General features: G+C 58.7%; 26 protein-coding genes and 1 pseudogene. 13 read left to right on the top strand and 14 right to left on the bottom strand.

Features of this window, described 5'->3' with window-relative positions; genetic code table 11:
* Positions 1-155 (bottom strand): transposase (locus tag AC3WUT_RS22750; RefSeq protein WP_492349450.1); only part of this gene is annotated, 155 nt, incomplete at its 3' end.
* Between the two features lie 120 nt (positions 156-275).
* Here AC3WUT_RS22750 and AC3WUT_RS22745 point away from each other — a divergent pair.
* Both AC3WUT_RS22745 and AC3WUT_RS22740 read left to right on the top strand, forming a co-directional pair.
* On the top strand, positions 276-1,049 hold the full coding sequence (locus AC3WUT_RS22745; protein ID WP_492349355.1) for a nitroreductase: 774 nt from the start codon (positions 276-278) through the stop codon (positions 1,047-1,049).
* A gap of 19 nt (positions 1,050-1,068) precedes the next feature.
* The gene (locus AC3WUT_RS22740) at positions 1,069-2,769 is read left to right on the top strand and encodes an AMP-binding protein (protein WP_492349354.1); all 1,701 of its coding nucleotides are present in this window, start codon (positions 1,069-1,071) and stop codon (positions 2,767-2,769) included.
* Positions 2,770-2,776: 7 nt separating this feature from the next.
* Here the strand turns inward: AC3WUT_RS22740 and AC3WUT_RS22735 are convergent, their stop codons facing one another.
* Positions 2,777-3,466, bottom strand: a complete 690-nt coding sequence (locus AC3WUT_RS22735) for a Crp/Fnr family transcriptional regulator (protein WP_492349353.1) — start codon at positions 3,464-3,466, stop codon at positions 2,777-2,779.
* 63 nt (positions 3,467-3,529) lie between these two features.
* Between AC3WUT_RS22735 and AC3WUT_RS22730 the strand changes: the two genes are divergently transcribed.
* Positions 3,530-4,641 (top strand): IS3 family transposase gene (locus AC3WUT_RS22730; protein WP_492349449.1). Its coding sequence is split into 2 segments (ribosomal slippage): positions 3,530-3,725 and positions 3,725-4,641, totalling 1,113 coding nucleotides; the frame shifts between segments, so codons are not numbered across the junction.
* Positions 4,642-4,688: 47 nt separating this feature from the next.
* On the opposite strand, the gene AC3WUT_RS22725 is transcribed toward AC3WUT_RS22730, so the two are convergent.
* The 6 genes from AC3WUT_RS22725 to AC3WUT_RS22700 all read right to left on the bottom strand — a co-directional run bounded on the left by AC3WUT_RS22725 (position 4,689) and on the right by AC3WUT_RS22700 (position 11,864).
* A complete protein-coding gene (locus tag AC3WUT_RS22725; RefSeq protein WP_492349352.1) occupies positions 4,689-5,465 on the bottom strand; it encodes an enoyl-CoA hydratase/isomerase family protein in 777 nt (258 codons plus the stop codon).
* Positions 5,466-5,507: 42 nt separating this feature from the next.
* On the bottom strand, positions 5,508-6,341 hold the full coding sequence (locus AC3WUT_RS22720; protein ID WP_492349351.1) for an amidohydrolase family protein: 834 nt from the start codon (positions 6,339-6,341) through the stop codon (positions 5,508-5,510).
* A gap of 15 nt (positions 6,342-6,356) precedes the next feature.
* Positions 6,357-7,079 (bottom strand): NAD(P)H-dependent oxidoreductase, encoded by a 723-nt coding sequence (locus AC3WUT_RS22715; protein ID WP_492349350.1) that lies wholly within the window; start codon positions 7,077-7,079, stop codon positions 6,357-6,359.
* Entirely contained in the window at positions 7,076-7,804 is a 729-nt protein-coding gene (locus AC3WUT_RS22710; RefSeq protein WP_492349448.1) for an enoyl-CoA hydratase-related protein, read from the bottom strand. Before AC3WUT_RS22710 ends, AC3WUT_RS22715 begins: the two co-directional genes overlap by 4 nt.
* Before the next feature lie 2 nt (positions 7,805-7,806).
* Entirely contained in the window at positions 7,807-11,349 is a 3,543-nt protein-coding gene (locus tag AC3WUT_RS22705) for an indolepyruvate ferredoxin oxidoreductase family protein (protein ID WP_492349447.1), read from the bottom strand.
* Positions 11,350-11,576: 227 nt separating this feature from the next.
* The gene (locus AC3WUT_RS22700) at positions 11,577-11,864 is read right to left on the bottom strand and encodes a hypothetical protein (RefSeq protein ID WP_492349349.1); all 288 of its coding nucleotides are present in this window, start codon (positions 11,862-11,864) and stop codon (positions 11,577-11,579) included.
* A gap of 129 nt (positions 11,865-11,993) precedes the next feature.
* Between AC3WUT_RS22700 and AC3WUT_RS22695 the strand changes: the two genes are divergently transcribed.
* Positions 11,994-12,968 carry a GlxA family transcriptional regulator gene (locus AC3WUT_RS22695; protein ID WP_492349348.1) on the top strand — a complete coding sequence of 325 codons (975 nt, stop codon included), beginning with the start codon at positions 11,994-11,996 and terminating at the stop codon, positions 12,966-12,968.
* Between the two features lie 46 nt (positions 12,969-13,014).
* Complete coding sequence (locus tag AC3WUT_RS22690) at positions 13,015-13,734, top strand: Crp/Fnr family transcriptional regulator (RefSeq protein WP_492349347.1); 720 nt, start codon at positions 13,015-13,017, stop codon at positions 13,732-13,734.
* Between the two features lie 58 nt (positions 13,735-13,792).
* On the opposite strand, the gene AC3WUT_RS22685 is transcribed toward AC3WUT_RS22690, so the two are convergent.
* From AC3WUT_RS22685 to AC3WUT_RS22675, 3 genes are read right to left on the bottom strand one after another with little or no spacing between them, the layout of a single operon-like run.
* Complete coding sequence (locus AC3WUT_RS22685; RefSeq protein ID WP_492349346.1) at positions 13,793-15,202, bottom strand: dihydrolipoyl dehydrogenase; 1,410 nt, start codon at positions 15,200-15,202, stop codon at positions 13,793-13,795.
* A gap of 38 nt (positions 15,203-15,240) precedes the next feature.
* A complete protein-coding gene (locus tag AC3WUT_RS22680) occupies positions 15,241-15,888 on the bottom strand; it encodes a 2-hydroxychromene-2-carboxylate isomerase (RefSeq protein WP_492349345.1) in 648 nt (215 codons plus the stop codon).
* Positions 15,889-15,890: 2 nt separating this feature from the next.
* Entirely contained in the window at positions 15,891-16,574 is a 684-nt protein-coding gene (locus tag AC3WUT_RS22675) for a glutathione S-transferase N-terminal domain-containing protein (RefSeq protein WP_492349344.1), read from the bottom strand.
* A gap of 394 nt (positions 16,575-16,968) precedes the next feature.
* On the opposite strand from AC3WUT_RS22675, the pseudogene AC3WUT_RS22670 reads away from it, so the two are divergent.
* Positions 16,969-17,627, top strand: a pseudogene (locus AC3WUT_RS22670) (IS3-like element ISAzo10 family transposase); the annotation flags it as partial.
* An 88-nt stretch (positions 17,628-17,715) separates the two neighbouring features.
* Here AC3WUT_RS22670 and AC3WUT_RS22665 read toward each other — a convergent pair.
* A complete protein-coding gene (locus AC3WUT_RS22665; protein WP_492349343.1) occupies positions 17,716-18,345 on the bottom strand; it encodes a hypothetical protein in 630 nt (209 codons plus the stop codon).
* A gap of 215 nt (positions 18,346-18,560) precedes the next feature.
* Between AC3WUT_RS22665 and AC3WUT_RS22660 the strand changes: the two genes are divergently transcribed.
* The 3 genes from AC3WUT_RS22660 (at position 18,561) to AC3WUT_RS22650 (ending at position 20,576) form a co-directional block, all read left to right on the top strand.
* A complete protein-coding gene (locus AC3WUT_RS22660) occupies positions 18,561-19,436 on the top strand; it encodes a restriction endonuclease (protein WP_492349342.1) in 876 nt (291 codons plus the stop codon).
* 82 nt (positions 19,437-19,518) lie between these two features.
* Positions 19,519-19,851 carry a hypothetical protein gene (locus AC3WUT_RS22655; RefSeq protein WP_492349341.1) on the top strand — a complete coding sequence of 111 codons (333 nt, stop codon included), beginning with the start codon at positions 19,519-19,521 and terminating at the stop codon, positions 19,849-19,851.
* Positions 19,848-20,576: a DUF6880 family protein gene (locus AC3WUT_RS22650; protein WP_492349340.1), complete on the top strand. Its 729-nt coding sequence runs from the start codon at positions 19,848-19,850 to the stop codon at positions 20,574-20,576. Before AC3WUT_RS22655 ends, AC3WUT_RS22650 begins: the two co-directional genes overlap by 4 nt.
* A 120-nt stretch (positions 20,577-20,696) precedes the next feature.
* Here the strand turns inward: AC3WUT_RS22650 and AC3WUT_RS22645 are convergent, their stop codons facing one another.
* Both AC3WUT_RS22645 and AC3WUT_RS22640 read right to left on the bottom strand, forming a co-directional pair.
* Positions 20,697-21,131, bottom strand: coding sequence for a nuclear transport factor 2 family protein (locus tag AC3WUT_RS22645; RefSeq protein ID WP_492349339.1), 435 nt, complete (start codon positions 21,129-21,131; stop codon positions 20,697-20,699).
* A 132-nt stretch (positions 21,132-21,263) separates the two neighbouring features.
* Positions 21,264-22,112 carry an NmrA family NAD(P)-binding protein gene (locus AC3WUT_RS22640; RefSeq protein ID WP_492349338.1) on the bottom strand — a complete coding sequence of 283 codons (849 nt, stop codon included), beginning with the start codon at positions 22,110-22,112 and terminating at the stop codon, positions 21,264-21,266.
* A gap of 101 nt (positions 22,113-22,213) precedes the next feature.
* Between AC3WUT_RS22640 and AC3WUT_RS22635 the strand changes: the two genes are divergently transcribed.
* From AC3WUT_RS22635 to AC3WUT_RS22620, 4 genes are all read left to right on the top strand, one after another.
* Positions 22,214-23,140 (top strand): AraC family transcriptional regulator, encoded by a 927-nt coding sequence (locus AC3WUT_RS22635; protein ID WP_492349337.1) that lies wholly within the window; start codon positions 22,214-22,216, stop codon positions 23,138-23,140.
* A gap of 363 nt (positions 23,141-23,503) precedes the next feature.
* The gene (locus AC3WUT_RS22630) at positions 23,504-23,800 is read left to right on the top strand and encodes a type II toxin-antitoxin system RelE/ParE family toxin (protein ID WP_492349336.1); all 297 of its coding nucleotides are present in this window, start codon (positions 23,504-23,506) and stop codon (positions 23,798-23,800) included.
* 14 nt (positions 23,801-23,814) lie between these two features.
* Positions 23,815-24,933, top strand: a complete 1,119-nt coding sequence (locus tag AC3WUT_RS22625; RefSeq protein ID WP_492349335.1) for a HigA family addiction module antitoxin — start codon at positions 23,815-23,817, stop codon at positions 24,931-24,933.
* Between the two features lie 46 nt (positions 24,934-24,979).
* Complete coding sequence (locus AC3WUT_RS22620; RefSeq protein WP_492349334.1) at positions 24,980-25,444, top strand: hypothetical protein; 465 nt, start codon at positions 24,980-24,982, stop codon at positions 25,442-25,444.
* Positions 25,445-25,457 lie beyond the last annotated feature (13 nt).

Below are 25,457 nucleotides of genomic sequence, written 5' to 3'. Positions count from 1 at the left end.
TCCGAGACCTGCATGCCGCCGAACTTGGCACGCCACTTGTAGAAAGTCGCATCACTAAAGCCGCCGTTGCGGCAGAGTTCCTTGATAGGCATGCCTGCCTCCGCCTGTCGAAGGAACCCAATGATCTGTTCCTCGCTGAATCTGCTTTTCTTCATATCCGTCATTCTCCAGTTGGTCGCTAGAGGTGCATCTCACAAAGGTGAATGCCAGTCCGGGGGTCCAGGAATGTCATCGCGTCGACAGTCTCGCGCGGCCGCCATGCATAGCATTCCGCCATGAACTGCTCAGACCTACCAGTGGCCTTGCCCAACCATCCCATCCCGCCTTCCTGCCGCTCCCCCGGCTCGCCACCTCTCGCGGCCCTACCGCTACGCCAGGCAGTGGACTGGGCCATCGTCTCTCGGCGCAGCATACGCGCCTTTCTGCCCACGCCGGTAGGTCGGGGTGAGGTGTATGCCATCCTTGACGTGGCACGCCACGCGGCATCTGGCATGAACACCCAACCATGGCGCGTACACGTGCTCACGGGCGGCGCCAAAGATCGGCTGAGCGCTGCAATCGCTGCCGTGGACAACAATGGTGAAGCATCTGTAGGTCTCACCGAGCCCTACCAGTATTACCCGCTTGAATGGGTGTCACCCTATGTGGAACGGCGCCGCAAGGTGGGCTGGGATCTCTATGGCCTGCTCGGCATTGCTAAGGGTGACAAGGCGCGCATGCACGCCCAGCATGGCCGCAACTATCGCTTCTTCGATGCGCCCGTGGGCCTGATCTTTACGGTGAATCGGGTACTGCAGGCCGGTAGCCTGATGGACTACGGGATGTTCCTCCAGAGCCTAATGGTGGCGGCCCGCGCACGCGGTCTTGATACTTGTCCGCAGGTGGCGTTCACCAAGTTTCACCAGATCATCCACACCGAGCTGGGTATCCCCAATACCGAGATGGTGGTCTGTGGCATGAGCCTGGGCTACGCCGACCCGGGAGGCATCGAAAACACGCTGGTAACTGAACGCGAAAGCGTCGAATCCTTCACCACCCATCACGAATAGCATCTGTGGAGACAACAGCATGACCTTAAGTACACCAAACTGCCCATCCCGCAGCCCTTACAAGGGTGGTCTGGAACGAACATCCGCCAACTACTTGCCGCTCACCCCTTTGGGGTTCTTGGACCGCAGTGCACTAGTACACCCCGAAGGAATCGCAGTGGTACACACCGGTACCAGGCAAACCTGGGCGCAGACGCGTGAGCGCGCCTACCGTCTGGCAAGTGCCCTGGCACAGCGCGGCGTGCAACGTAGCGACACTGTGGCCATCATTGCGCCCAACACGCCGGCGATGCTTGAGGCGCACCTGGGCATCCCGTTGTGCGGCGCGGTCATCAATGCAATTAACTGCCGGCTCGACGCCGAGGGCATCGCTTTCATCCTGAACCACGGTGAGGCGCGCATCCTTATGGTGGACAGCGAATTCGCCGCGCTCGCGGCGCAGGCCGTCGCGGGCCTAGCTCACCCACCGCTGATGGTCGCGATTCACGATGCAGGCCTACCTGCAAAGCCAAACTTCGGCGCGCTCGATTACGAAGCCCTGCTGGCCGAAGGCAACCCCGCGTTCGAAGGCGTGTGGCCTGAGGACGAATGGGACCCCATCGCGCTAAACTACACTTCAGGCACCACCGGTGACCCTAAGGGCGTGGTACCCAGCCACCGCGGCACCTACCTAATGAGCATGCTGCAGTTGATCGACTGGGCCACGCCGCGCAACCCTGTGTACCTGTGGACGCTGCCAATGTTCCACGCCAACGGCTGGTGCTTCACCTGGGCCATTACCGCGGCCGCAGGCACGCATGTGTGCCTGCGTAAGGTCACGGCCAAGGCCATCTTCGATGCCATTGCCGAGCATGGCGTGGACCATTTCTGCGCCGCGCCCACTGTGCTGGCCATGCTTGCGAATGCACCTGCACATGAGCGCATCGTACTGCCGCGCCCTGTACGCGTTCTTACGGCGGGCTCGCCGCCGCCTGCCGCCATTCTGCAGGCTATCGCCGCCATGGGTTTCGATGTCGACCACGTGTATGGCATCACTGAAGTCTCGGGTACGCCCGTCAGTTGCGTGCGCCAGCCTGGTTGGGCGGCCTTGTCGGAGGACGGACGCGCACAGTTGCAGGCCCGCCAGGGCGTGCGCGCTGCAGCGTTGGAGCATTTGCGCGTGATGCACCCTGAGACCCTGCAGCCCGTGCCAGCTGATGGTGTGACCGCAGGCGAGATCATGCTGCGCGGCAACACCGTGATGAAGGGTTACCTAAAGAACCCTGAGGCCACGTCCAAGGCCTTTGCGGGCGGCTGGTTCCACACTGGCGACATCGCGGTGCTGCACCCCGACGGCTACTTGCAAATCACCGACCGCTCCAAAGACGTCATCATCTCTGGCGGTGAGAACATTTCGTCGGTGGAGGTGGAAGATGTGCTGCATCGCCATACCGCAGTGCTTCTTGCAGCCGTGGTGGCTCAGCCCGACGAACGATGGGGAGAGGTACCTTGCGCCTTCGTGGAGCTTAGGCCCGATGCCGTGGGGAGTGTGAGCGCTGAAGAACTCATTGACTTTTGTCGCAGGCATCTGGCACGTTTCAAATGTCCGCGCCAGATTTTGTTCGGAACGCTGCCCCGAACGGCAACGGGAAAGATCCAAAAGTTTCGCCTGCGCGAGATGGCGGGCAGCCGCGAGGCCATCACAAAGCTAGCGCGCATTCAATCCGAGCCGTCGAACTGAGCGATCATCATTCCCTTGCGATGGCTTGTAGTTCCTTCAGGTCGATCACCTCGATGGAGCCATAACCCAGGCGAATCGCGCCACGGTCCTGTAACTCTTGCAACGCCCGGTTGGCCACTTGGCGTGAAACTCCTGACAGGCGTCCCAATTCTTCTTGTGACAGGGTGATGAGCCTCGATGTGTTGGGGAACAGCTCGTCGTTGAATAGCCCAGACAAGCTGTATGCGACCTGCGCCGTGGTATCGCCCAGCCGATCAGTCTGCACCTGCGCCACGTAGTGCGCTAGTCGTGCATTGAGCTGTCCAATGAGCCATAACGCAAATAGATGGCTCTCGTACAAAAGCCTCAGGAATTCATCGCGTGGCAACATAGCAACCACGCTGTCGGTGAGCGCCGTAACAGCGTAAGGCCGAGGCTCGTCCTTGAGCACTGATCCCTCGCCAAACCAGGCGCCCGAGGGAACGCCCGCGAAAGTGCTGATCTTGCCCTCTTCAGTGATGTTATCGAGCTTGAGCATGCCATGGATCACACCGGCCCAATGTGCTGTCGGCATGCCGCGCCCAAATACAACGCTGCCAGCGGTAAAGCTGCGCACCCTGATAGCGCATCGCACACGCTTCACTTCTTCCTCGGTCAGTGCTGCCATCCAAGACGACCGGGAAAGAAAAGAATCAAGCGGATCTGTATTCATGTTCATGCGAGCGTGCTGAGTTTCGTGCGGATTCTCCAGCAGATCTCAGCTTGCGCCAAGCAAGCTGAGATGGGCATCAGCGTTGAGGAGGTCTGCCGCAAGATGGGCATCAGCGATGCGACGTTCTATGTGTGGCGTAAGAAGTACGCAGGCGTGGGTCCCTCGGAGCTGCGTCGACTGCGACAACTCGAAGAGGAAAACCGCAAGCTCAAGCAGATCGTGGCCGATCGGAGCCTGGACAAGGCGATGTTGCAGGCAGTCGTTGCAAAAAAGCTTTGAGGCCTTCGCAGCGGCGCGCGTTGGTGCCCGAATTGATGCAGCGCTTTGGATGCAGCCAACGCAATGCGTTGCGTGTGGTGAAGATGTCGACCTCGACCTACCTGTACAAAGCGGTCAAGAAGGACGAGTCGGCACTGAAGATGCGCATCAAGGAGATCACCGACACAAGGGTGCACTACGGTTACCGCCGGGTGCACGTGATGCTCCGCCGCGAGGGCCACAGGGACAACGTCAAACGGGTCTACCGCTTGTATAGGGAAGAAGGTCTGTCGCTGCGCCTGAAAAGGCCGCGGCGCAACAAAGCGGCCAAGTTACGCCAGCCTAAGCAGTTGGCCCACGCCATGAATGAAATCTGGAGCATGGACTTCGTGGTCGATGCCTTGTTTGATGGCCGAAAGCTGCGCATGCTGACGGTCGTAGATCTGTTCACCAGGGAGTGCCTGGCCATCGCGGTTGGCCAGAGCTTGAAGGGGGAAGATGTCGTGCGAACGCTGAGCGACGTCTGTGTCCAACGTGGCCTACCAGGCACGATCAAGACAGACAACGGAAGCGAGTTCATCTCCAAGGTGATGGACAAATGGGCCTACGAGCGCGGCGTTGAGTTGGACTTCAGCCGGCCAGGCAAACCGACAGACAACGCGGCAGTGGAGAGCTTCAATGGTCGACTGCGGCAGGAGTGCCTGAACGCGAGTTGGTTCTTGTCATTGGCGGATGCGCAGACCAAAATCGAAACGTGGCGCAGGTACTACAACGAGAGTCGTCCCCACTCTGCGCTGGAGTGGGCCACACCCGCTGAATTCGCCCGCCGTTGCTGCCTGCAGGCAGCAACTGCGATGTCAGAGAGGCCGGAAGTTTCTACTTCTGAGCGGTACTGGAACTGGTACAGGGTCACATGCCGCTGATCCAGACGGCGATTGCGCGGCAGCACAAGTAGCCCCGACGCACGACCTTATTTGCGCTTGTGCATGATTTCCTGCCGACGGCGATCTTGGGCCTGCCGGTTTCCAGGGTCGCTCATACCGTTCGGCAGCAAAGCATCGAGAGCAACAGTGCGCTCGTCAATCTGCTTGTTGGTTGCATCCTGTAGTGCTTTCTTGGACATCGCATAGGCGACGTTGCAGTCAGGGGTGATGCAGCGCGCGTAGCGAATGGCCGTGGACAGCAGTTGTCCCGGCTCCACCACTTCATGAAAGAACCCCAGTCGCTCGGCCTCATCCAGACCGTACAACTCGCCGCGCAAGGTGGTCAGCGCCCCCACCTTGTCGCCAAGAGCGTACTTGATGATCTCCACATAGGCCGCCGGCATCGGAATGCCAATGGGCACTTCGTTGAGACCGAATTTCGCGGTCTTGCGGGCCGCGATGCGGAAATCACAATCCAGGGCAGTGATCAGGCCCCCGGCAATGGCGTGGCCGTTGATAGCCGCAACCGTAGGCCTAGGGTACCGGAAGATGCGCAGATTGGTTTCGCGGTAGGCCTTGTACCAGTCGCGGATCTTATCGAGGTTACCGCTTCCGAAGATCTCGAAACTGTACTGGAAGTCAATACCAGCCGAGAACGCATCACCCTGCCCCGTCAAAACGACGGGGAGCTCGCTGAATTCGCGTTCGAGGCGATCGAATGCTGCATGCAGGTCGGCAAAGAACTGATCGTTCTGGACGTTGACCTTGTTGGTGTTCATGCGCACGACGGCGCATTCATCAATGACTTCGATATCCCATGCCATGTGAGTCTCCTTCAGTTGTTAAGCAAAATGCGGCCAGTGGAATCAATCTTGCAGGTTGAACGCGCGACGCGCATTCCCTCCAAGAAATAGGGTGAGTACATCGTCTCCGAGTTCCAGCGCCTGGACGTCCTTCAGGCATTCTGCTGGGGTCAGCATCGGAAAGTTGGAGCCGAAAAGCACCTTGCGCTTTCCGGGCCCGCGCATGTAGTCCACCATTTCCTGAGGGAAGCGGGAAGCCTTGTAGGCCGAGGTGTCGACGTATACGTTCGGGTGCTTCATCATGAGCGAGATCATCTCGTTCACCCATGGGAATCCGATGTGCCCACCGACGATGCGCAGTTCAGGGAACTCGTGCGCGACGTTGTCCAAATAGGGGATCGGCCGCCCAGGCTCCGAAGGCCGCATCGGCCCGGCATGGCCCACCTGCAGACAGAACGTGATGTCGAGTTCGACGCATTCGGCATAGAGAGGGTAGTACCTGCGGTCGTCGGGAGGAAGCCCCCACAGCCAAGGCAAAACACGCAAGCCCTTGAAACCAAACTGCTTGACGCATCGGCGGAGTTCCCGCACTGCGTCCATCGGCCTGTTGATGTCGACAGACGCAACGCCGACGACGTATCCGGCGTTCACCTTGACCGCCGCGGCCACTTCGTCGTTCGTGATCATCGGCCCTGCCGGTCCCCACCACGCACTCGCGATCGCTCGCGTGACGCCTTGCTCGCGAAACGTCTTGAGGGCCTCGTCGTGCGAAATGTCCGGATGGTCCTCCGCCAGAGTCCGCCATGCCGTCGGCCATCGGCGCAGCGAATCGAACATGGGGTTGAGCAGGTATGCCTTGTTCGGCAGCTGCATCCATGCATCAATGATTTCGGTCATCTAACAACTCCGGACTCAGGTTGACGGAGTCTGCGCCGTTTTGGGCCGGAACTGGTCGTCGAAATCATCCAGGCTGGGCATTGGCAGCACCGGGCGGCTGTCGATGTTCTCCAGGGCATAGAAGAGCTTCATGAGCATGCCCGTTCGTTCTGTATCGTCCACGTAAGGGACGTGATACGCAAAGAACGGCTCATGTACAGAATAGCCCACATATCCCAGCGTGCCTTGCAGCAAGTGCTTGAGCATGTCTTTCAAGTCCCCATGGATCGAGCCGGGACCAAACATGTAGTCGCGCCCCCCCAGTGATGCGACGATCATCGCGCGCTTGCCGCGCATGCCGCCGCGGTCATAGACACGCGTTCCTCCATAGAAAACCCCAGACAAGAACACCCGGTCGATCCAACCCTTGAGTTGAGCTGGTGCCGAATACCAGAAGATGGGGAACACCAGCACAAGCAGATCCGCATTGCGTACGGCCTCGACCTCGGCGGCAATTTGTGGGTCGATGGTCTGGTTTTGCCAGGCATGACGTTGCTCCAATGGATAGACTAGATAGTCCTCGCGTGACCTGGCACCAAAATCGTCCGCACTGGCCACAGCATTGAAGTTAATGGCCTGCAGATCGGTCACACTCGTCTGCCAGCCATCTTTCTCCAAGGCTTCCTTGGTCAAGTCGCGCATGGCCGCGACGAACGAGTTCGGTTCAGGGTGCGCGTAAACGATGTGTGCGCGTTTCATTGCGTGCTCTCCATTGCCTTTCGACGGCGGCCGACGGCCGCGTTGATTTCGATCACCTCTTCATCAATGCGTTGGTGATATTCGCTGCTGGGATGCAGCCAGTCCTTGATGCGACGAAGAATCATGGGATCCTTCGCAGCGAGAAACTTTGCACGCTCCCAGGCCCGCGCACCGATCTCTGCCGCGGGCGATATCTCTGCGACAAGTCCCCAATCGCATGCCTCGGCGCCCGTGAACTTCTCGCCGCCGAGGAGCAGGCGCTTGGCCCGCGGCAGGCCAACGGCCCGCTGCAACAGCAGCGTGCTGGCCGCCTCCGGAGCGATTTCCAGGTCGACGAAAGGAAGCCGGAAGACGGTGTCGGCACTCGTCACCACCCAGTCGGCATGCAGCAGCCAAGTCACGCCGATCCCTGTAGCGGAGCCATGCACCGCAATCACGACTGGTTTCCTTACGTCAGCGATGGCATGCAGGAAGGTTGGCACGGCATCCTGCGACTGCTGAGGCCATTCGTCGAAGGCCTTCAAGTCATGGCCGGCGCAGAACACGTCGCCCGTCCCTGTCACCAGAACACAGCGCACATCATCTCTTTGATCTGCGACCGTCAGCGCATCGGCAATGGCCGCAAACATCGGTATGGTGAGCGCATTGCGCTTCTCAGGCCGAGCTATACAGAGATGCCATACGCCGTCGTGCACACTGCATTGGATGGATTCGGTATCTTTCATGCTCACGTGGATGCTCCTTGCAACCGATGTCCCTTGGTCATCGGTGCATTGTTCTTGCCAGTGATCTCTTCCAGCAAGGCCCGCTGGCGTTCACGCGCCTCTTCGATGGCTTGCAATTTCACATGCCCGAACCCACGGATCTGCTCGGGAATGCGCGCCAACTCCAGACACTCTTTCTGCTTGGCCGCCAAGAAAGGCATCGTCGCCTGGATACCCTGCATGTATTCCTCGATCAACGCGCGCTCCGTCCTACGCTCATGCGTGTACCCAAACGGGTCGAACAACGTACCCCGAAGGAACTTCAGCTTCGCAAGGATTCCAAATGCCGACGCCATCCATCCGCCGTACAGTTGCTTGCGGAGCAGACCATCCGAGTTGCGACGAGTAAAGAGTGGGGGCGCCAAGGAAAACCCAATTTTGTATTCTCCATCGAACTGGCTTTCGATCAGTTTGCGCAGTTCAGGAGACGAATGCAGGCGCGCCACTTCGTACTCGTCCTTGTAGGCCATCAGCTTGAAGAGATTCTTGGCGACGGCCTGTTCGTAGCCGACGGGCTTGGCAGAACCGGACGAGCGCACAGTACGCAGAAAGTCATCGTACCGCTGGGCATAGCTACTACCCTGATAGGCCACGAGCCGCGCATGGCGGTCCTGAACCAGTTCCTGCACGTCTTCCTTGCCTGCCTTTGCCACCCAATGCACCACCGCAGCTGGCTTTGCCACCAGCCGCTCTGGCGACACAACGTACTGCCGACCGATCTTGAATGCACGCAAGTTGGCCGCGACCGCCTGCCCGTTCAACTCGATCGCGCGGCACAGCGCATCGTGCGACAGCGGAACCTGCCCCGCCTGCCAAGCGGCGCCCAACAAGATCATGTTGGCGTAGACGCTATCTCCGCAGTAGCGCACCGCGATGTCATGGGCCGGGATCTTGGTCAGGAATTCCTCTGCACACGCCTGCTCGATAGTGGCCCACAGCGCCTCGTTCGGCATGCTGAAGTCGCGGTTACGCTGGAAGTCGGAGGTGGGCGATACATTGGTGTTCACCATGGCGCGGCAATCAGGCTTCAACCGGCTGATGGAATCCGGATGTGCGCTCACTACCAAATCGCCCCCGATGAGCGCATCCGCGGCGGCGTCCGGTATGCGGGGCGCGTAGATGCCTTCGGCCGTTGCCGCGATGCGTACATGGCTCCAAACCGCGCCGCCTTTCTGGGCCAGGCCGGCCATGTCCATCACGGAGCAATGCAGGCCCTGCAGGTGCGCCGCCATGCCCAGGATGTTGCCGATCGTCAGCACACCCGTGCCGCCGATGCCGTTGACCAGTACGGCGTAGCTGGTGTGCAGCGCTGGCAGTTGGGGATGGGCTGGCTCGGGCCAGGCGGCGGGATCCCCTTCAGAGCCGGCACCGGAGTCGACCGGCTTCTTGCGTAAGGCCCCGCCCTCCACGGCCACGAAGCTAGGGCAGAAGCCGTCGGCACAGGAGTAGTCCTTGTTACAGGAGGACTGGTTGATCTGGCGCTTGCGGCCCAGCGGCGTCTCCAGCGGCTCGATGGAGACGCAGTTGCTCTTGACGGTGCAGTCGCCGCAGCCTTCGCACACTTCCGGATTGATGACGTAGCGAACCGGAGGATCCGGGTACTTGTTTCGCTTGCGCCGGCGTCGCTTTTCGGCGGCGCAGGTTTGGTCGTAGACCAAGGCGGTCACGAAGGGCAATTCGCGCAACTCGCGCTGGACGGCATCTAGATCGCGCCGGTGATGGAAGGTCGTGCCAGGCGCAAACGCTGTTTCGTGCCCCTTGTATTTCTCGATGTCGTCACTGACGACCACGACGCGTGCCACGCCTTCGGCATGTAGCAGTTGCGTCAGCATTGGTGCCGTGAGCGGTCCGTCGTGCGGCTGCCCGCCCGTGAGCGCTGTCGCATCGTTGAACAGTACCTTGAACGTTATCGGCGTCTTTGCCGCCACGGCCTGCCGGATGGAGAGCGAGCCCGAATGGAAGAACGTGCCATCGCCCATGTTAGCGAACATGTGAGGCCGCTTGGAGAAGCGGCTTTGCCCCACCCACGGAGCACCCTCGCCGCCCATGTGCGTGTAGCTTTCGGTACGGCGATCCATCCAGTTGGCCATGTAGTGGCAGCCGATCCCGGCCGAGGCGCGCGAACCCTCGGGTACCTTAGTAGAGCTGTTGTGCGGGCAGCCAGAACAGAAGTACGGCGTGCGCATGAGGGGCGCCAGGAGCTTTCCCTTTTCTGGCGTGTAGGGGAGGGCCTGGCATGCGTCCATGCCCGCAGCATGAAGCCGCGCCTGCAAGGCCGCTGCGATGTCCACGGGCCCGAGTTCGGAGTCTCCGCGCAAAAGGCGCTGTCCATGCGGAATCTCGAATTCCGCGCATTGGAGCCCACCACTGGACTTACCTACGACCTGAGGCGCTTTCTCGCCACTTACGGCAAGCGGGTAGAGGATGTCCTTGACCTGCTGCTCGATCAGCGCCCTCTTCTCTTCGACCACGAAGATCTCGTCGAGGCCCTGCGCAAACTCGCGGATGATCTGCGGCTCCAGGGGCCAGACCATGCCGAGCTTCAAAATGGCGATGCCCCTCGCGGCCAGATCCTGCTCGCCGATGCCGAGCATCCCCAGGGCTTCGCGCACGTCGTTATAGGGCTTACCGCCTGCAATGATGCCGATGCGGGAACCTGCGCCCTTGGCTACGATGCGGTTCAACCCGTTGGCACGACAGTAGGACAGCGCCAAGGGCAGCTTGGTGCGCACGATCCGCGGCTCCTGCGTCGCCCACACGTCGGGCCAACGGATGTGGACGTCTTCCGTCGCCTCGAAATCCTCGGGCGGCCGACACTCGACCCGGAACGGATCGACGTCTGCGATCGAAGTGGTCTCAACGATGTCTCCCACACACTTGAGCCCCACCCACAGGCCCGACGCGCGGCTCATCGCCCAGCCATGAATCCCATAGTCAAGGTATTCCTGCACGTTGCTCGGGTACAGGATAGGTATGAACGATGCGACCAGCAACTGTTCGCTTTGGTGGGCGAACGAGGACGACTTGGCGGTATGGTCGTCTGCGGCCAGCACGAGGGCTCCGCCATGCGGAGAAGTTCCAGCCGCGTTGGCGTGCTTGAGGGCGTCCGCACTTCTGTCAACGCCGGGCCCCTTGCCGTACCACATGGCGAACACTCCATCTACCGTGGCCTCCTCCGGGTGCTGCATCAATTGCTGGGTTCCCCAACAGGCCGTCGCAGCCAGATCTTCGTTGAGACCCGGGATAAACTCGATCTGTCTTTCTTTGAGGAATTTCTGAATACCCCAGAGAGTCTGGTCAAGACCCGACAAGGGCGACCCACGATAGCCGCTGACAAATCCGGCGGTGTTCAACCCTACCGCACGGTCGCGCGCACTCTGGTTGAGCAGCAGTCGAACCAGGGCCTGCGAACCGCTGATGTAGGCGGGGCCGCGATCAAGCCGATAGCGGTCTTCGAGTTTCGCCGGACGCAACAGGGCACCGGGCGGCGGCGTGACCTCAGACATACCGCACCTCCCCATGTTGAACGCAGGCAGAAAGAACAGCACTGAAATGTCCTTCGCGTGAAGCAACTGCACGCTGTGACAGGCTCATGGGGAACTCCTTGTATTTGTTACTGGGTCGGGATGCCATCCCTCTATTAACCGACACGTAGCCCTGTTCGTACATTGGCGATATTGACTTTACTTGTGCTAAATTCGCCATCTCGCATCGAGCTTCAGACGGCGAGACCTCAGAACGACAGCCCAAACACGAAATAAGCGATCCCGACCAAGGCTGCCATCGCCACTGCTGGGATGGCTACCAGCGCGTACCCACGATAAAAGTACTGCACTTGGCTGGCGGGCAGAACAGCGAATCCTTGACAGTTTCCAAGTATGGAAACCTGGTCGCCGTCTTCAAAAGCTGGATGGGGTTCTCTGTCAACGACCTCGCCGGAGTTCACATCCATTTGGCTCTGCGAACCTTGATCGCAGCTAGGAACGTTGCTGCGCAATGACGCAAGGGGTATGCCGCTCATTTGTGCTCCTTTTTGTAGTCGCTGCTCTAGAGGCCAGCATCGCTTATTAGGCGGACGGCACGTGTTCGTGTAAATTGTCGAAACTGACATGATTTATGCTGTTTACGACGAATGACACGTGCTGCCATCTTGACTTTCGACGGCTGCTACGCCTCTAGCGTGGCAGGGTTTGCCGACATCCTTCAGATTGCGAACTCGCATCTGAAGCTCGAAAATGCGCCGGCGTCGGCATTGTTCGATTGGCGTTTCGTGTCGCCGTCGGGTGACTCGGCGATCGCCAGCAATGGGTTACCTTTGCAAACCCACAAGTTGGGACCGCGTGAACGCTATGACTTGGTGTTTGTGCCTAGCTTTCACTATGGTGGGCACCGACAGTTCGACCAGTTCCTCGACCGGCAGGCCGATGCCTGCGCATGGCTAACAGCGCAATGGCGCGCGGGATCATGGATCGCGGCGAACTGCACGGGTACCTTCATCCTGGCCCAGACGGGCTTGCTGAATGAGCGCACGGCAACGACCACATGGTGGCTTGAGCGCCAATTCAGGGCAAAGTTTCCGCACGTCGACCTACAACTTCGCCCCGTGATCACGGAGATGGATCGACTGATCTGCGCAGGCGCGTCAGCGTCGTACCTGATTCAGACCGTGCGGGTCATCGAGCGCTTTGCTGGGCCGGTCATCGCGTCACAGTGTGCAAAGGCAATGCTGATCGACGTGAGTCAAACCAGCCAGATTCCGTACCTTCCATTGCTGGCACAGAAGAACCACTCAGACGAGCTGGTGCATCGAGCCCAACGCTGGCTGCAGAGCAACATGACCAATGACCTGAGGATCACAGAGCTTGCCGATGCGCTCGCAGTCAGTGACAGAACCCTCATCCGGCGCTTCCGCAGCGTTCTGGACCAAACGCCGCTAGCCTATCTTCAAGATCTTCGGCTAGAAGCTGCGCGCGCACTGCTCGAGACAAGTTCACATAGCGTGGAAGAAGTGGCGAGTCAGGTCGGATACAGCGACACCAGCTCCTTCTCCAGACTTTTCCGTCAGCGCATTGGGATGAGTCCGGGAGCCTACCGTGGCCGCTTCCAGATGGACTCCTCGATCTAGGCCGAATCAACATAGTGGCCAGTGCCTGAGGCGTTGCAAACGAATGATGGAACAAGGAATCATCCGAGCATCCACAGTAGACGATACTTCCGTGTCAAGCGTAGCCGACTTCCTCGGGAAGTGGCCATGGTTCCACGCGCTCTCCCCCGAACTTCGAGCCATGGCGCTAGGAACGTCAGTAGAGAAGAAGGTGGCCTCTGGCGAGTATATTGCTCGCGCCGGTGAGCCCAGCGCATACTGGTACGGCGTCATGCGCGGTCACCTGCAGATGTACATTGTGGGCCCTGAGGGAGACGAGACGACGCTTTACTACCTGCGGGACGGAGAATGGTGCGGCGATGGATCCTTGTTGAAGAGGGAGTTGATGCAGTACGACCTGCGCGCTCTGACCTACGCACACCTCTGCCTTATTCCTGCGAATACCTTCAATTTGCTGCGCAGCTCCTCACTTGAGTTCAGCAACTTTCTTTGCGATGTCCTGAACGCCCGAATGGGCGAATTCGTCGGGATGCTTGTGGCTTCGCGCCTGCTGGGACCTGAGAAGCGGGTTGCGAAGGCACTCCTGATGCTCGCCAAAAACGGAAGCGAAGACACGCATAGGTTGTCGATCAATCAACACGAATTGGCATTGATTTGTGGACTCTCGCGCCAGCGAGTGAACATGGCGTTGGCGTCTTTCAAGCAGGATGGAATCGTCCTTACCGAACGCACCAAAGGCTATTTGATCGTCCACATTCAACAACTGCGCAATTACATCGGGATTTGACAGCGCGGTGACGCGTTGACAGCGTAAGGCCGCGGACCTAGCCCGAACTGTGCCGAACTCAGCCGAGAAAGGCTCCTCCTTGTTTCTGATTGGGCATGGCCCGTGCGAGATTCCGCAGGCCTGTGCGCAAGCCTTCTGCGATGACAGGGTGATAGAAGGGATATCCGAGCATCTCATGCACAGTGTCACGACGCTGGATGGACCAGGCTAACAAGTGGGCAACATGCTCTGCAGCAGGCCCGATCATTTCCGCACCCAGGAGTTGCCCGGAGTCGCTTGCCGCATACAAGTGCAATGCCCCTTTGTTCTTCAGCATGACTCGGCTGCGACCCTGGTTGGCGAAGGACACAATTCCAACCGTGAAATCCACACCGGACTGGCTCAACTGCGCGTGCGTCTGGCCCGCCACCATGATCTGCGGATCTGAGAAGACAATGCTCAAAGGGGTGCGGCGCTTTCGGCGCCGCACCTCTGGATAGCGCCCAGCATTGTCCCCGGCAATGCGTCCTGAATCGGCAGCTTCATGTAACACCGTCAACTCGTTGGTGACGTCGCCCGCAATGAAGACGTGGCTATCACCGACACGACCTGTTTCCTGGTCGTAGACCGGAATACCGTCGTAGTTGATTGGAAGCGTGGTCCGAAACAGATCCAGTTCATAGATGTTCGGGCTCCGGCCGCTGGCGACCAATACCCGTTCAAACCGCCGCGTATCGTCGCCGACGTGCACCAGTACCTCGTCACCGTCACGGCTTAGGCGCAGATCTTTCGCCTCCATCTGCAAAGGAATTTCATCGCCGACGATCTGCGAGGTCAGCGCCTGCAAGGCAGGGTCTGTCAATGGCCCCATGCGATTGCTGCGCCCATACATCGTCACCCTGACCCCGAGGCGATACAGCGCTTGGCTCAACTCCAGCGCGATCACGCCTGTTCCCAGGACGGCAAGTGAACTTGGCAACATGGTCCATTCAAAGACATCGTCATTGACGATCAACCGCTCACCAACGGCCTGCCGCCACTGCGCCGGCACGTTGGTACGAGAGCCGGTGGCAATGACGATGCGTTCGGCAATCACCTGGGTGTGCTCATCTACCTGCAGAGTGTGATCATCCAGGAATCTCGCATAGCCACGCAGGCGATGCTCAGGCGGCCAACCTTCAACTGCACCGACCGTGAATCCGACGAAACGATCACGTTCGTCACGGACGCGCTTCATAACCGCAGCACCGTCGACATGAGCCGCCCCAACCCGGATACCGAACGCATGGGCTTGGTCCACAGAATGCGCGGCCTCTGCAGCTGCAATAAGTAGCTTGCTGGGCATACAGCCGACTCGCGCGCAGGTCGTTCCGTATGGGCCACCCTCGATGACCAGAACACTGGATGTATGTGCAAGGGCCGCCTTGTAGGCAGATATCCCAGCGCTTCCAGCTCCGATGATCGCAACATCCACATGGACTCTATTCATGAACAATTCCAAAGAAAAAAGAGACTGGCAGCCAAACCTCAGCCGCTAGAAAGGGGCGGAGTACAGCGTTCATCCCTACCTTTTTCGGATGCATCTATGATCGCCGACGCCAGCAGATCCATACGGTCTCCGCCCCAGAACATCTCCCCCCTGTAGATGAAAGTCGGTGCCCCAAACACGCCCAGCCTATCTGCATGTTCGAGCGTCCCCGCCAATGCGCCTTCGGCGTCTCTTTGCAGGAATTCATTCCACTCCAAAGGCGACATCCCCGCGTTGACCAGAGCCGCCTCTACCTCAGCGGGAGATTCCAAGTCGAACTCGCGCCGCCAGAATGCCGTGAGAACTGGGTCGCAGAACTCCCAAAGCCGATTTCTGGCCTTTGCAAAAAGAATGGCCTGACTCGCGAGCGTCGGATTCCAGAGCTTCGTCGTGGACCGCAACGTCAACCCCTGCAATTTTGCGAGCCGCCGGCAATCCATGTATAGGTACTTAAGCTTCGCGACGTCGCGACTTGATCGCTGCTCGATTTCTCCACCGTACGCGGAGCGGAAGTCTGTCACGTATGGCCACCAATCGAAGGCGACGCCGCTGCGCTGAGCAAGCTCGCGGGCCGGTCCGAGCGCTAGGTAGGAGTAAGGGCTCCGCAGATCGAAGAACGCATCCACCCGGTCAGTATCAATCGACATGGTTAAAGGCTCTTCTTGAAAAGGTTGAGCTTCGCTTCGTCAGACTTAGTTACGTCCACCCATTGGTCTCTCAGGAGATCCAGGCCGCGGCCAACGCCAGGGCGGCTACGCAGCCGGCCATACCAATCCTGCACACGGGGGAACTCGTCCAGTGGGACACCGGTCATCTTGTGGATCCGGATCCAGGCGAAACTGGCCATGTCGGCAATTGAGTACTCATCGCAGATGAACTCCCGACCTTCGAGACGATCATTCAACACCTTCAAGAGACGTCTTGTCTCCGTCTGGTAACGAGTGATGGCGTAAGGCTGCTTATCAGCTGCATAGCGAAAGAAGTGCTGGGCCTGGCCCATCATCGGGCCGATCCCACCGACCTGCCAAAACAGCCACTGAAGTACTTCGCTACGCTTGCGCATCTCAGTAGGGAGGAAGCGCTTCTCCTTCTCCGCCAGATAGACCATGATGGCGCCAGTCTCGAAGACCATGAACGGCACGCCACCGTCGGACGGCGCGTGATCCACGATCGCTGGTATTTTCCCATTCGGGTTGATCGCGCGATAGCCGTCTGTATGCTGGTCGCCTGCAGTGATATTGATCGGAATTACCCGGTAAGGAATCTGCAGTTCCTCAACCAGAATCTGCACTTTGTGACCGTTCGGTGCCGCCCAACTGTAAAGATCGATCATCCTGTCTCCTTTTGTATAAAACTGAAGCACTCGGCCTCTGTAGATATCCAACTCAGACTCCGTTGTAGGTTAGCAAGGGGCGCTGACGAGTGATGTCTTTGCGATGACAGATCGGCTCCGTAATACTGGACGAATTCAGCCATCAAGCTTGATGCAGCCCGGCAGGCGGAATTCTTGTTACCAACTAGTCACGCTGGTGGAATTGCCCCCGTATGACCGGACACGGTCTATTCGCAATTGAGCGCTTGGCCGTTTACCTGACTTATGCGCGGGTGAAGTTAGACAAATTCACGCGGTGTGCGAATTTTCAGACCCGAATAGCCCCCCGTGTCAGACTTGTTGTCGCCTCCTTAAAACAGAAGAAACTAGGGGGTGAGGACGATGAGAGAACGACGTGGCCCGATACGGACAAGACTTCAAGAACAAAGCATTTGCAAAGCTGTTGCCACCCGAGAGCGCCCCACTGGACCAAGTGGCAGCCGAGGTGGGTGTGAGCGCTTCAATCCTGGAGCGTTGGCGCAGTGATGCTTTGAGCCAGCCTCGCATTGACAGCAAGGTTTGGAGCGCCGCGGCCCGCTTTGATGCCCTGCTGACCACGGCTGCGATGGACGAGGCGGGCAAGAGTGCCTGGTGCCGAGCCAACGGGGTGCTGCTGCACGACCTTCAACTGTGGCGTCAAACCGCAGCCCAGTCGCTGGCCGATCCTCAAGATCAACGGGCCAGCCCTTCACAAACCGCCCAGGACCGGCGCCGCATCAAAGAGCTCGAGCGCGACCTGCGTCGCAAGGAAAAAGCCTTGGCAGAAACCGCAGCCTTGCTGGTGCTGTCAAAAAAGTTAGAGACGATCTTCCAAAAGGACAGAGACGAGGACGAATGACCTCGCTTGAAGATCGTCAACAGATGTCTGAATTGATCACCCAGGCCTGCAACGCGGGGGCCCGACTGGCCCTGGCCTGCGAGCTGTGTGGCCTGAGCGAGCGCACCCTGCAGCGTTGGCGAAGCCGGGCAACAGGAGCCACGCTGGAGGGCGACCAACGCCCCCATGCCCAAAGGGCGAGGTTCCTTGGGTGCGAATGACGTAGGCATCCTGGCGAATGTGCTGTGGTGGGGGCCCTGCTGGATGAAAATCAACCCGAGAGTCTCAGACTAGCTTGAAGAAGCCATTGGCATCAACGGTCAGCTTGTTCGTCTCAACGAGCTTCTTGATTGATGCCCCGATCGAGCCGCGAGGCAGGCCACTGATCTTAGCCATCTCGACATGGCCAACAGCCTTTGCCTGTTTGCCAAGGATTTTCTTGAGTGCTTTAAGCAAGAGCTCCGAGTTGGACATCTTTGGTTTGTCGGCAACAGCAGATAGCTCAACCGTGGCAGTTTGCTTGCTGGCTTTGCGCCTGCCAGGCGCCTTGCTGACGACCTTTGCATCCTCAACCATCTCTGAGGGGGAGGCAACTGAACTTTGCTTAACTCGACGCTGGCGGGTCACAGAGGGCAGGGCGGGCAGGACTGGAACCTCGGCCTGAACCTTCTGCGCGGCATCCAAGAAAATGGCCTTGAGTTGCTGTTCCAAGGAATTCATCTCGTGCACCAGGCGCGCCACCTGCCGCATCTGCTGATAAGCACCATCTACCTCGCGGCCAAAAGGTTGCAAGGCCATTTGCTCCATTAAGGCTTGCGAATGCGCCTGAAGCTCCTGTTGTAATGCAAGACCCGCCGCATTCACGGCCGAGCCGGCAGCTTGGAGTTGAGACAGCGTCTGAGAAGCAATTGCCATGTGGGTACCCGACGTAGTGAACGAAATGGTCAAATTCTATCCATGCGGGTCGGCCTGATGACGGCAAAAATTCCTCGGACAGCAACCCTTACCCAGGGTAGAGACCTTCGTTGAAGCTAGGTTCTTCGCTATCCTCCCCACACTGCCCGGTGCCGCTAGAGCACATGGGCAGAAAGGGAGAGGAAATGGGAAGGTCAAGAAAGAACGACGGTGTTTTGGATCTCATCATTGAGATGACGTCAGGTTTGCCCTGGTGGGTCAGTCTGATCCTGGGTGGCATTCTGTATGGAGTCTTTGGCTCTTTGCGATCTGGGGCCCACGTGATGGTTCACCCCATCTATTTTGCGTGCCAGATCGCTTTGCCGTTGGCCTGTTGCATTGGCGCGATCGTGTCGGTGATCCGCAGAAGAAAACGTGCGCAGCTCTTTGATCAGGTGGCAACCAACCCTGCCCAAGACAGCCTCCAGCAGATGAGTTGGCGTGAGTTTGAAATGCTGGTCGGCGAAGCCTTTCGGCTTCAAGGCTACTCGGTTGAAGAAAACGGGGGAGGAGGGCCTGATGGTGGTATCGATCTTGTTCTGTGGAAGGACAGCCAAAAACACATCGTCCAGTGCAAGCGTTGGAAAACCTACCGTGTGGGCCCCGAGGTCGTACGCGAGCAATACGGCATCATGACCGCCATTGCTGCTGACGGTGCCATCATCGTCACCTCTGGGCATTTCACCGAGGCAGCCCGCAATTTCGCTAAAAATCTGCCTATTCGCCTGATCGACGGGCCGGAACTGCGCCGAATGATTGGTCAAGTTCAGGCTAAGCGCGCACAAGCCTCACGCTCCAATCCACCCAAGAAGCAAGCACGCGACACCAGGAAGGCAAAGAGCATTCCGCCATATGAGCCCGTCTTATTGGCTGACCCTAGATTGACTGCAGAAGCAGTCCACAACTTAGCCCCCGCCTGTCCCAGATGCCAGCAGTCAATGGTCCAACGAACCGCCAAAATGGGCAGCCTCGCAGGCCAGACCTTCTGGGGATGTTCCACCTTTCCTGCTTGCCGAGGCACACGACCGTTTGCTCCTGCGGGACAATCGTGATCGACTTGAGGCCGGATCGTTGTTTTTTGCAGGACGTGGGTTATCCAGTCAATCCGAAGCCCCTCAAACCTCATGCCGACCTATGTACGTGATCAACGCCTGGCACTATCTTAATGACAAGGGCGCGATAGCACCCGAAAAGGTGGCTGCAAAGAAAATGGCTGAATTCGTGATGGCGGTCGTCGCACATGCCTCGAACTTCGATCGCGCAGAGGAAGTCCCTGGGCCCTTGTGTCATCGCCGCAAACAGTCGGAGGATCAGCACGTAAAGACTGCCATGGATGACGATGAAGTCATCCACTGGTTCTGTCCGACCTGCTCCTCAGAGGGGTGCATCTCCGACTGGCAGGGAATTTTCTGGGATCTTTCCAGAAGTGCAGCCTCTGACGCAGCCATAAGCCCTGCCTATCGATGACAAGCGCCCTGCCTGAGTCGATTGAAGAATTTCTGCGGCATCGGGACGCTGCCACCCTGCGTACCGTCTTGCTTGAATTGGCCTCTCACCATGAACATGTCATGGACCGATTGCTCCGTCTACAGATGACCCAGCAACCCAACGCATTGAGCGACGAGTTCAAGAAAACCTTGAAGGCCTGGCAGCGCTCTTCGAAATACCATGGCTATGACGAAGCCTCAGCCTATGGGCGCAAGTTGGAAACATGGTTGAGCGAAGTTGCGGCCGAGGTGCAACCCAACCATCCTGCCGATGCAATGGCTTTGTTTGAGCAGTTCATCGAACTTGACCGGCATTGGTTTGAGCACGCTGACGATTCCGCCGGGGATATCGGCATGGCGATGCAATCCGCCTGCCGCCACTGGCTTCATGCTTCGGCCCAGAGCAAACTGGACCCGAAGCAGGTCGCAACACGCCTGATTGAATTGTGGCGAGGTGATCAATACGGGGGGCGAGAAGAACTGCTCCGTCAGGCAAACATCTCGCTTGATGAATCAGGATTACGCGCGCTCGTGTCCAATTTCGAAAGCTTGATGACTCAAGCTGCTCCTCTTCTGAAAGATGGAAGCCCAAGATCCACTGAGGTCTTCAAGATCTCAGGGGCGCTGTCACTGCTGTCTAAGGCCCTGCACGATCCCGAGGTCAAGATTCGTGCTGTGCTGGCTTACAGCCCAGAACCGAAATGAGGTGTCCTATTTGATTTTCGAAGCCACAAGCCGAGAAGTGTTTTCACACAGCCTCGGCCGAGAGCGGTCTGTGGCGACAGGCACCTCACCTGCAGCTCATCCAACGCATTCCACCTGCAGTTACAGGCCATGGACGGTCAGTGCATTCCAGGCTGCGAGGGAGTCCATGTAGTCCCGCCAATGCACCATTCGACGGTTTGTCACGGTGATGATCGAGCAAAACCGGTTGTTGTAGCCTTTGTTGGTTGACAAGATTGTCCCGTGCACCTCGTACTCCAGCACCACGACCTTGCCGTCTTCGGCTGCGTGCAGCGTCAGGTGATCAGCCGCATGAATAACGATGTGCTGACCGTATCCCCGGAAACTCTCCATGAGTGCATGTTTGCCACGAATGACACGTGGCCAACCGGGGAGCTCGTAGAGCACTTCGTACGTCATGTCGTCAGACGCACAGTCGAAGAAGTGTTCGCCGTCGACGCGCTCGCCCAAGGCTGTGCGCACCAGATCGAAATAGGGTTTGACCGGCTTGAATGTCGAGTAGCGTGAACCTGTCATGGGGGCTCTCCTTGATGGGAATCGTGTGTCTGCGTTGGTTTCTGCATTGCCCATGGTGGGTAGGTTTTGCCTTCCACAATGGCGGCAGATCGTTCAAAGCTCACTTGTCAGCCTGGTGCAGGGCCGCGCGCGTTAGCGCCATGCGGCGGCGGTTGCGGCGGCGAACTCAGTGAACGACGATGCTGCCTTGCCTGTGACCGCCAGCACGTCGCCATTGGGTTGCGAGCCGTGACCGTTGGCAATCGTCTCCGTCAACATGCGCAGCACGTCACCGTATTCTGCGGGCACCCCCGTCTGCGTCATCGCACGGATCCAGGCCTCGCGCTCAATGTCACGGTAGGTGATCCTGCGTCCAACCACCCTCGAAATGAGCGCTGCCGCCTGCTCGAATGTCAATGCCTCGGGGCCCGTGGGGGCGTAGGCGCGGCCCGTATGACACACAGGGTCGGTCAGCGTGGCGGCCGCGACTTCGGCGATGTCCTCGGCACTCACAAAGGCCTCAGCCCCCATCCCGCAGGGCACGACGATCTCATCGTTCACCGGTTTCAGGAATGTCTCGCTGAAGTTCTGCATGAACCAGGCGGGCCTGAGGATCGAGTGCGTGAAGGATGGGCGCGAAGCCAGGTCAAGCTCGACTGCGCGCAGCGCCACTTGTGGCGGAGCCAGCTCAATGCCGTGGGCACTGAGATAGGTGATGTGGCCTACACCCGCGAGCTGCGCCTCGTCCAAAAACCGGCTAACAACCGGTGCGAAGTCGACCCGCAGGACGGGTGACACCAGGTAGATGGCCTGAGCGCCTTGCACGGCGTGGGCGAAACTTGACGGATCGTCCCAGTCGAAGCGAACGTCTGCACCTCGCCGGGCCGCCGTGCGGACGGTGGTGCCACGCTCGCGCAGCTTTTGTGCAACGCGCGCGCCGGTCTTGCCGGTGGCGCCGAGAACCAGGGTCGGTCTAGGGATGCTGGGGGTGCAGGCGGTCATGGTGATCTCCGGGATGTAGGTCGGCGATGCAGACTTTAGGGGCGACCATTGAATGCAACAATAATCAAATAGCTCGTAAATTTGTGTGATACGCTCATTTCGTGGACATACTTCAAGAGCATCTGACTCGCGCCCGAGCCTCCGGTGGAGTGTTCGCGCGGTCGATCGCTATCGCCCCCTGGGGGTTGCGCCTGCCTGGCACGATCCAACTCGCGGTGCACGCTGTACTTCAAGGGCAGGCATGGCTTTGGGTCGAGGGCCATGAGCAAGAGGCGCTTGAACTGCGGCCGGGCGACCTGGCCCTTGTACGGGGAGGCCCGGACCACTTCATCGCCCACGAGCCCGGCGCGGTCTGCGTCTTGCCAGAAGACTTTCGGGCTCAGCAACCCGTAAATGAGGCAGAGCGCGATCCGCGTGCGGCTGTTTTCCTCTGCGGTGCCTACCGCTTTTCCGGCGACATCGGAGCGGGACTGGTCAATTCATTGCCATCGATGTTGGCGATTCCCGCACGCATCGACGATCCAATTCACGGCGTCGTGGCGCTGTTATCGCGCGAGCTTTCTCATCTAGAGCCGGGTCGGCAGACGGTTCTGGATCGATTGCTGGACGTCCTGGTGGTGCTGGGCATTCGCACTGGGCTAGCGTCCAGCGCAACAGCGCCGGCCTGGTTTCGTGGCGCTTCGGACCCGCGCCTGTCCAAAGCCTTGCAGGCCATGCATGGCGCCACCAGCAAGGCTTGGACCGTGGACGAGTTGGCTGGCTTAAGCAATATGTCGCGGGCAACATTTGCTCGCGTCTTTCAAGACGTGTTGGGCGATGCGCCCATGCGCTACCTCACGGCTTGGCGGATGGCAATCGCGCGTGATCTCCTGCGAACTCCGGACATGGCCCTTAGCGATATCGCAGAACGGGTCGGGTATACATCGATGTACGCGTTTTCGGCCGCCTTCCGCAGGCATAACGGTTTGCCGCCTGGACAGTGGCGACAAGGCAGTGCTGCGTCTGCGCAAGAAACGGTGGCTCACTGATGTCATTTGCAGCAGGCTTCGTGCGAAGTGCACAGTGGGTCGAAGCCAGAAGGGCTGGTATCAACCACGCAAAATTTCAACTGGCGACAGGCGGTCACGTTAAGCGGACTTACAAACTCTACGTTTGGGTCACTGGTGGTCGTACACCTACACCACGTCCTCACAATGCCGCCGGCCAGCTATTCAAACTGCGTCAGCCCGAAGCTCAAAAGACTGTTTGTGTGGGGCACACATCGGCTGCGGACTCTCAAGAGTGAAGCGCAACGAAGATTTAGCGAGGCGATCATTTATAAAAAAGTCCATCTTTACGCAACGTGTAAAGATGGACTTGACATTGCAAGATGCTCGTTCTAGACTCAGCGCATGGATGTTGAGTTTGACGATGACGACCTTGACCGCTTAGAGACCGATGCCCAGTACACGGCTGGGTATTCGCAGGAGGTCGTGCGTGCCTATCGAAAACGGATGCAACAAGTTCGCGCCTTCAGGGATGAGCGCGACTTTTTGGCTGTGAGGTCGCTGAACTTTGAAAAACTCAAGGGGAACAGAGAAGGACAACATTCAATACGGCTGAATTTGCAATGGCGTTTGATTCTGGAAATTCGAGGCAACCACCCCTGCAAAGTCGTCGGAATTATTGAAATTGTTGACTATCACTAGAAATCGGAGAGAGTATGAACGCACGCGTGCCTGCTGAAGTATTCCCGCCAGGAGAGTTCCTGCGGGAGGAGTTGGAAGCGCGGGAGTGGACCCAGCAAGAGTTGGCAGATATTCTTGATCGGCCGCCGCGCCTAATTAGCGAGGTCATCGCTGGAAAGCGCGCCATTACGCCCGAGACGGCCAAGGGTTTGGCAGACGCCTTTGGCATGTCGCCCGACTATTGGATGAATCTGGAGAGTCAATACCAGCTCTCCAAGGTCAAAGTCCCCAACAACAATGTCGCGCGCAAGGCGCGGCTGTATGACAAGTTCCCTGTGCGGGAAATGCTCCGCCGTGGTTGGGTGCGCGCCAGTGAAAACATCGACGTGCTGGAGCAGAGATTTTGCGCCTTCTTTTCCATCCCAGACATGTCAGCGGAGCCTGAACTATGCCACAGCGCCAAGAAGACCCACGCGACCCTAGATGTCACACCGCTGCAGTTGGCCTGGTTGTTTCGTGTGAAAGACATGGCGAAACAGCAGGTGGTGCCCGCCTACTCGCGCGCAAAGCTTCTGGCAGCGTTGGACAAGCTTAAGGCACTGACCCTCTCGCCAGAGGAAGTGCGACATGTGCCCCGTATCCTGGCTGAGGTAGGCGTTCGTCTTGTGCTGGTGGAGTCCATTGCCGGCTCCAAGATGGACGGCGCTTGCTTCTGGCTCGAGGAAAACAAGCCGGTCATCGGCATGACACTGCGCTTCGACCGGATTGATAACTTCTGGTTCGTCCTGCGGCACGAGATTGAGCACGTGCTGCGCGAGGACGGGAAGACCAACAATGAAGCGGTCATCGACACCGACGTGGGCGAAGACAAGGTGGAGTTGCCTGAATGCGAGCGGCTGGCCAATGCGGCAGGTGCGGAGTTCTGCGTGCCTTCGGCAGAGCTTGAGAACTTCATTGCTCGCGTTCAGCCCTATTTCTCCGAGGAAAAAGTACTTCGCTTCGCGCAGCGAATCAATGTACATCCGGGATTGGTGGTCGGCCAACTCCAGCGCAGGATGGGGCGCCACGACTTCTTGCGCAAGCACCAAGTTAAGGTGCGAGCGCTGGTGCTGCCGTCGGCTGATGCCGATGGTTGGGGCTCGTTCAACGAGTAATCACAACATTGAGCTGAGAACTGCTATGACGGCATATGCGAATCAGGTGAAGTCCTACATTGAGCGATATCAGGCGGAGTTTGGAGGCGATGGCTTGCTCGACCCGCATGTGGTAGCTGAGTGGGCGTACCGCAACGGACTTCACAAGCCCAGCGTCCGTACCGTCGTCGATGCCATAGCAGCGGACATCGCCCAGCAATTCCGTGAGGAATACCGAACTGATGCCAAGGGTCAGCGATATCGCGCCATGCACGCTGTTCGTTCCAAGAAGGGCGACAAGACCATGTCTCTGTGGGCAGACATGGACGACGAGCGAGCGCCTCGTGACCACTTCGTGCGGTCTTTTGCGCAACGGCGTCAGCAAATCGTCGGGGACTGTTATCAGCTCAAAACCGACGTGGACGTCTACAACGCGAAAGACTCCTCGCAGAAGCCCATCCAGGTTCCGCTCGACTTCACGTATGACGTGGAAGAACTGCAGTTGCCCTACCAGGGCAAGCAGGCTGCCTGAGGTGGCTGAACTC

It is taken from the genome of Curvibacter sp. EU05-FHT14A10, from assembly GCF_058791075.1.
This window is presented reverse-complemented; position numbering and strand designations above follow the sequence as displayed.

What these genes read in the sequence shown, in the direction of transcription:
- AC3WUT_RS22640 (WP_492349338.1), bottom strand. Translation starts at nt 22,112, where the DNA reads ATGACCGCCTGCACCCCCAGCATCCCTAGACCGACCCTGGTTCTCGGC.
- AC3WUT_RS22645 (WP_492349339.1), bottom strand. Translation starts at nt 21,131, where the DNA reads ATGACAGGTTCACGCTACTCGACATTCAAGCCGGTCAAACCCTATTTC.
- AC3WUT_RS22665 (WP_492349343.1), bottom strand. Translation starts at nt 18,345, where the DNA reads ATGGCAATTGCTTCTCAGACGCTGTCTCAACTCCAAGCTGCCGGCTCG.
- AC3WUT_RS22685 (WP_492349346.1), bottom strand. Translation starts at nt 15,202, where the DNA reads ATGAATAGAGTCCATGTGGATGTTGCGATCATCGGAGCTGGAAGCGCT.
- AC3WUT_RS22745 (WP_492349355.1), top strand. Translation starts at nt 276, where the DNA reads ATGAACTGCTCAGACCTACCAGTGGCCTTGCCCAACCATCCCATCCCG.
- AC3WUT_RS22650 (WP_492349340.1), top strand. Translation starts at nt 19,848, where the DNA reads ATGACAAGCGCCCTGCCTGAGTCGATTGAAGAATTTCTGCGGCATCGG.
- AC3WUT_RS22740 (WP_492349354.1), top strand. Translation starts at nt 1,069, where the DNA reads ATGACCTTAAGTACACCAAACTGCCCATCCCGCAGCCCTTACAAGGGT.
- AC3WUT_RS22705 (WP_492349447.1), bottom strand. Translation starts at nt 11,349, where the DNA reads ATGTCTGAGGTCACGCCGCCGCCCGGTGCCCTGTTGCGTCCGGCGAAA.
- AC3WUT_RS22710 (WP_492349448.1), bottom strand. Translation starts at nt 7,804, where the DNA reads ATGAAAGATACCGAATCCATCCAATGCAGTGTGCACGACGGCGTATGG.
- AC3WUT_RS22735 (WP_492349353.1), bottom strand. Translation starts at nt 3,466, where the DNA reads ATGAACATGAATACAGATCCGCTTGATTCTTTTCTTTCCCGGTCGTCT.
- AC3WUT_RS22725 (WP_492349352.1), bottom strand. Translation starts at nt 5,465, where the DNA reads ATGGCATGGGATATCGAAGTCATTGATGAATGCGCCGTCGTGCGCATG.
- AC3WUT_RS22675 (WP_492349344.1), bottom strand. Translation starts at nt 16,574, where the DNA reads ATGATCGATCTTTACAGTTGGGCGGCACCGAACGGTCACAAAGTGCAG.
- AC3WUT_RS22720 (WP_492349351.1), bottom strand. Translation starts at nt 6,341, where the DNA reads ATGACCGAAATCATTGATGCATGGATGCAGCTGCCGAACAAGGCATAC.
- AC3WUT_RS22690 (WP_492349347.1), top strand. Translation starts at nt 13,015, where the DNA reads ATGGAACAAGGAATCATCCGAGCATCCACAGTAGACGATACTTCCGTG.
- AC3WUT_RS22630 (WP_492349336.1), top strand. Translation starts at nt 23,504, where the DNA reads ATGGATGTTGAGTTTGACGATGACGACCTTGACCGCTTAGAGACCGAT.
- AC3WUT_RS22680 (WP_492349345.1), bottom strand. Translation starts at nt 15,888, where the DNA reads ATGTCGATTGATACTGACCGGGTGGATGCGTTCTTCGATCTGCGGAGC.
- AC3WUT_RS22715 (WP_492349350.1), bottom strand. Translation starts at nt 7,079, where the DNA reads ATGAAACGCGCACACATCGTTTACGCGCACCCTGAACCGAACTCGTTC.
- AC3WUT_RS22625 (WP_492349335.1), top strand. Translation starts at nt 23,815, where the DNA reads ATGAACGCACGCGTGCCTGCTGAAGTATTCCCGCCAGGAGAGTTCCTG.
- AC3WUT_RS22700 (WP_492349349.1), bottom strand. Translation starts at nt 11,864, where the DNA reads ATGAGCGGCATACCCCTTGCGTCATTGCGCAGCAACGTTCCTAGCTGC.
- AC3WUT_RS22655 (WP_492349341.1), top strand. Translation starts at nt 19,519, where the DNA reads ATGTACGTGATCAACGCCTGGCACTATCTTAATGACAAGGGCGCGATA.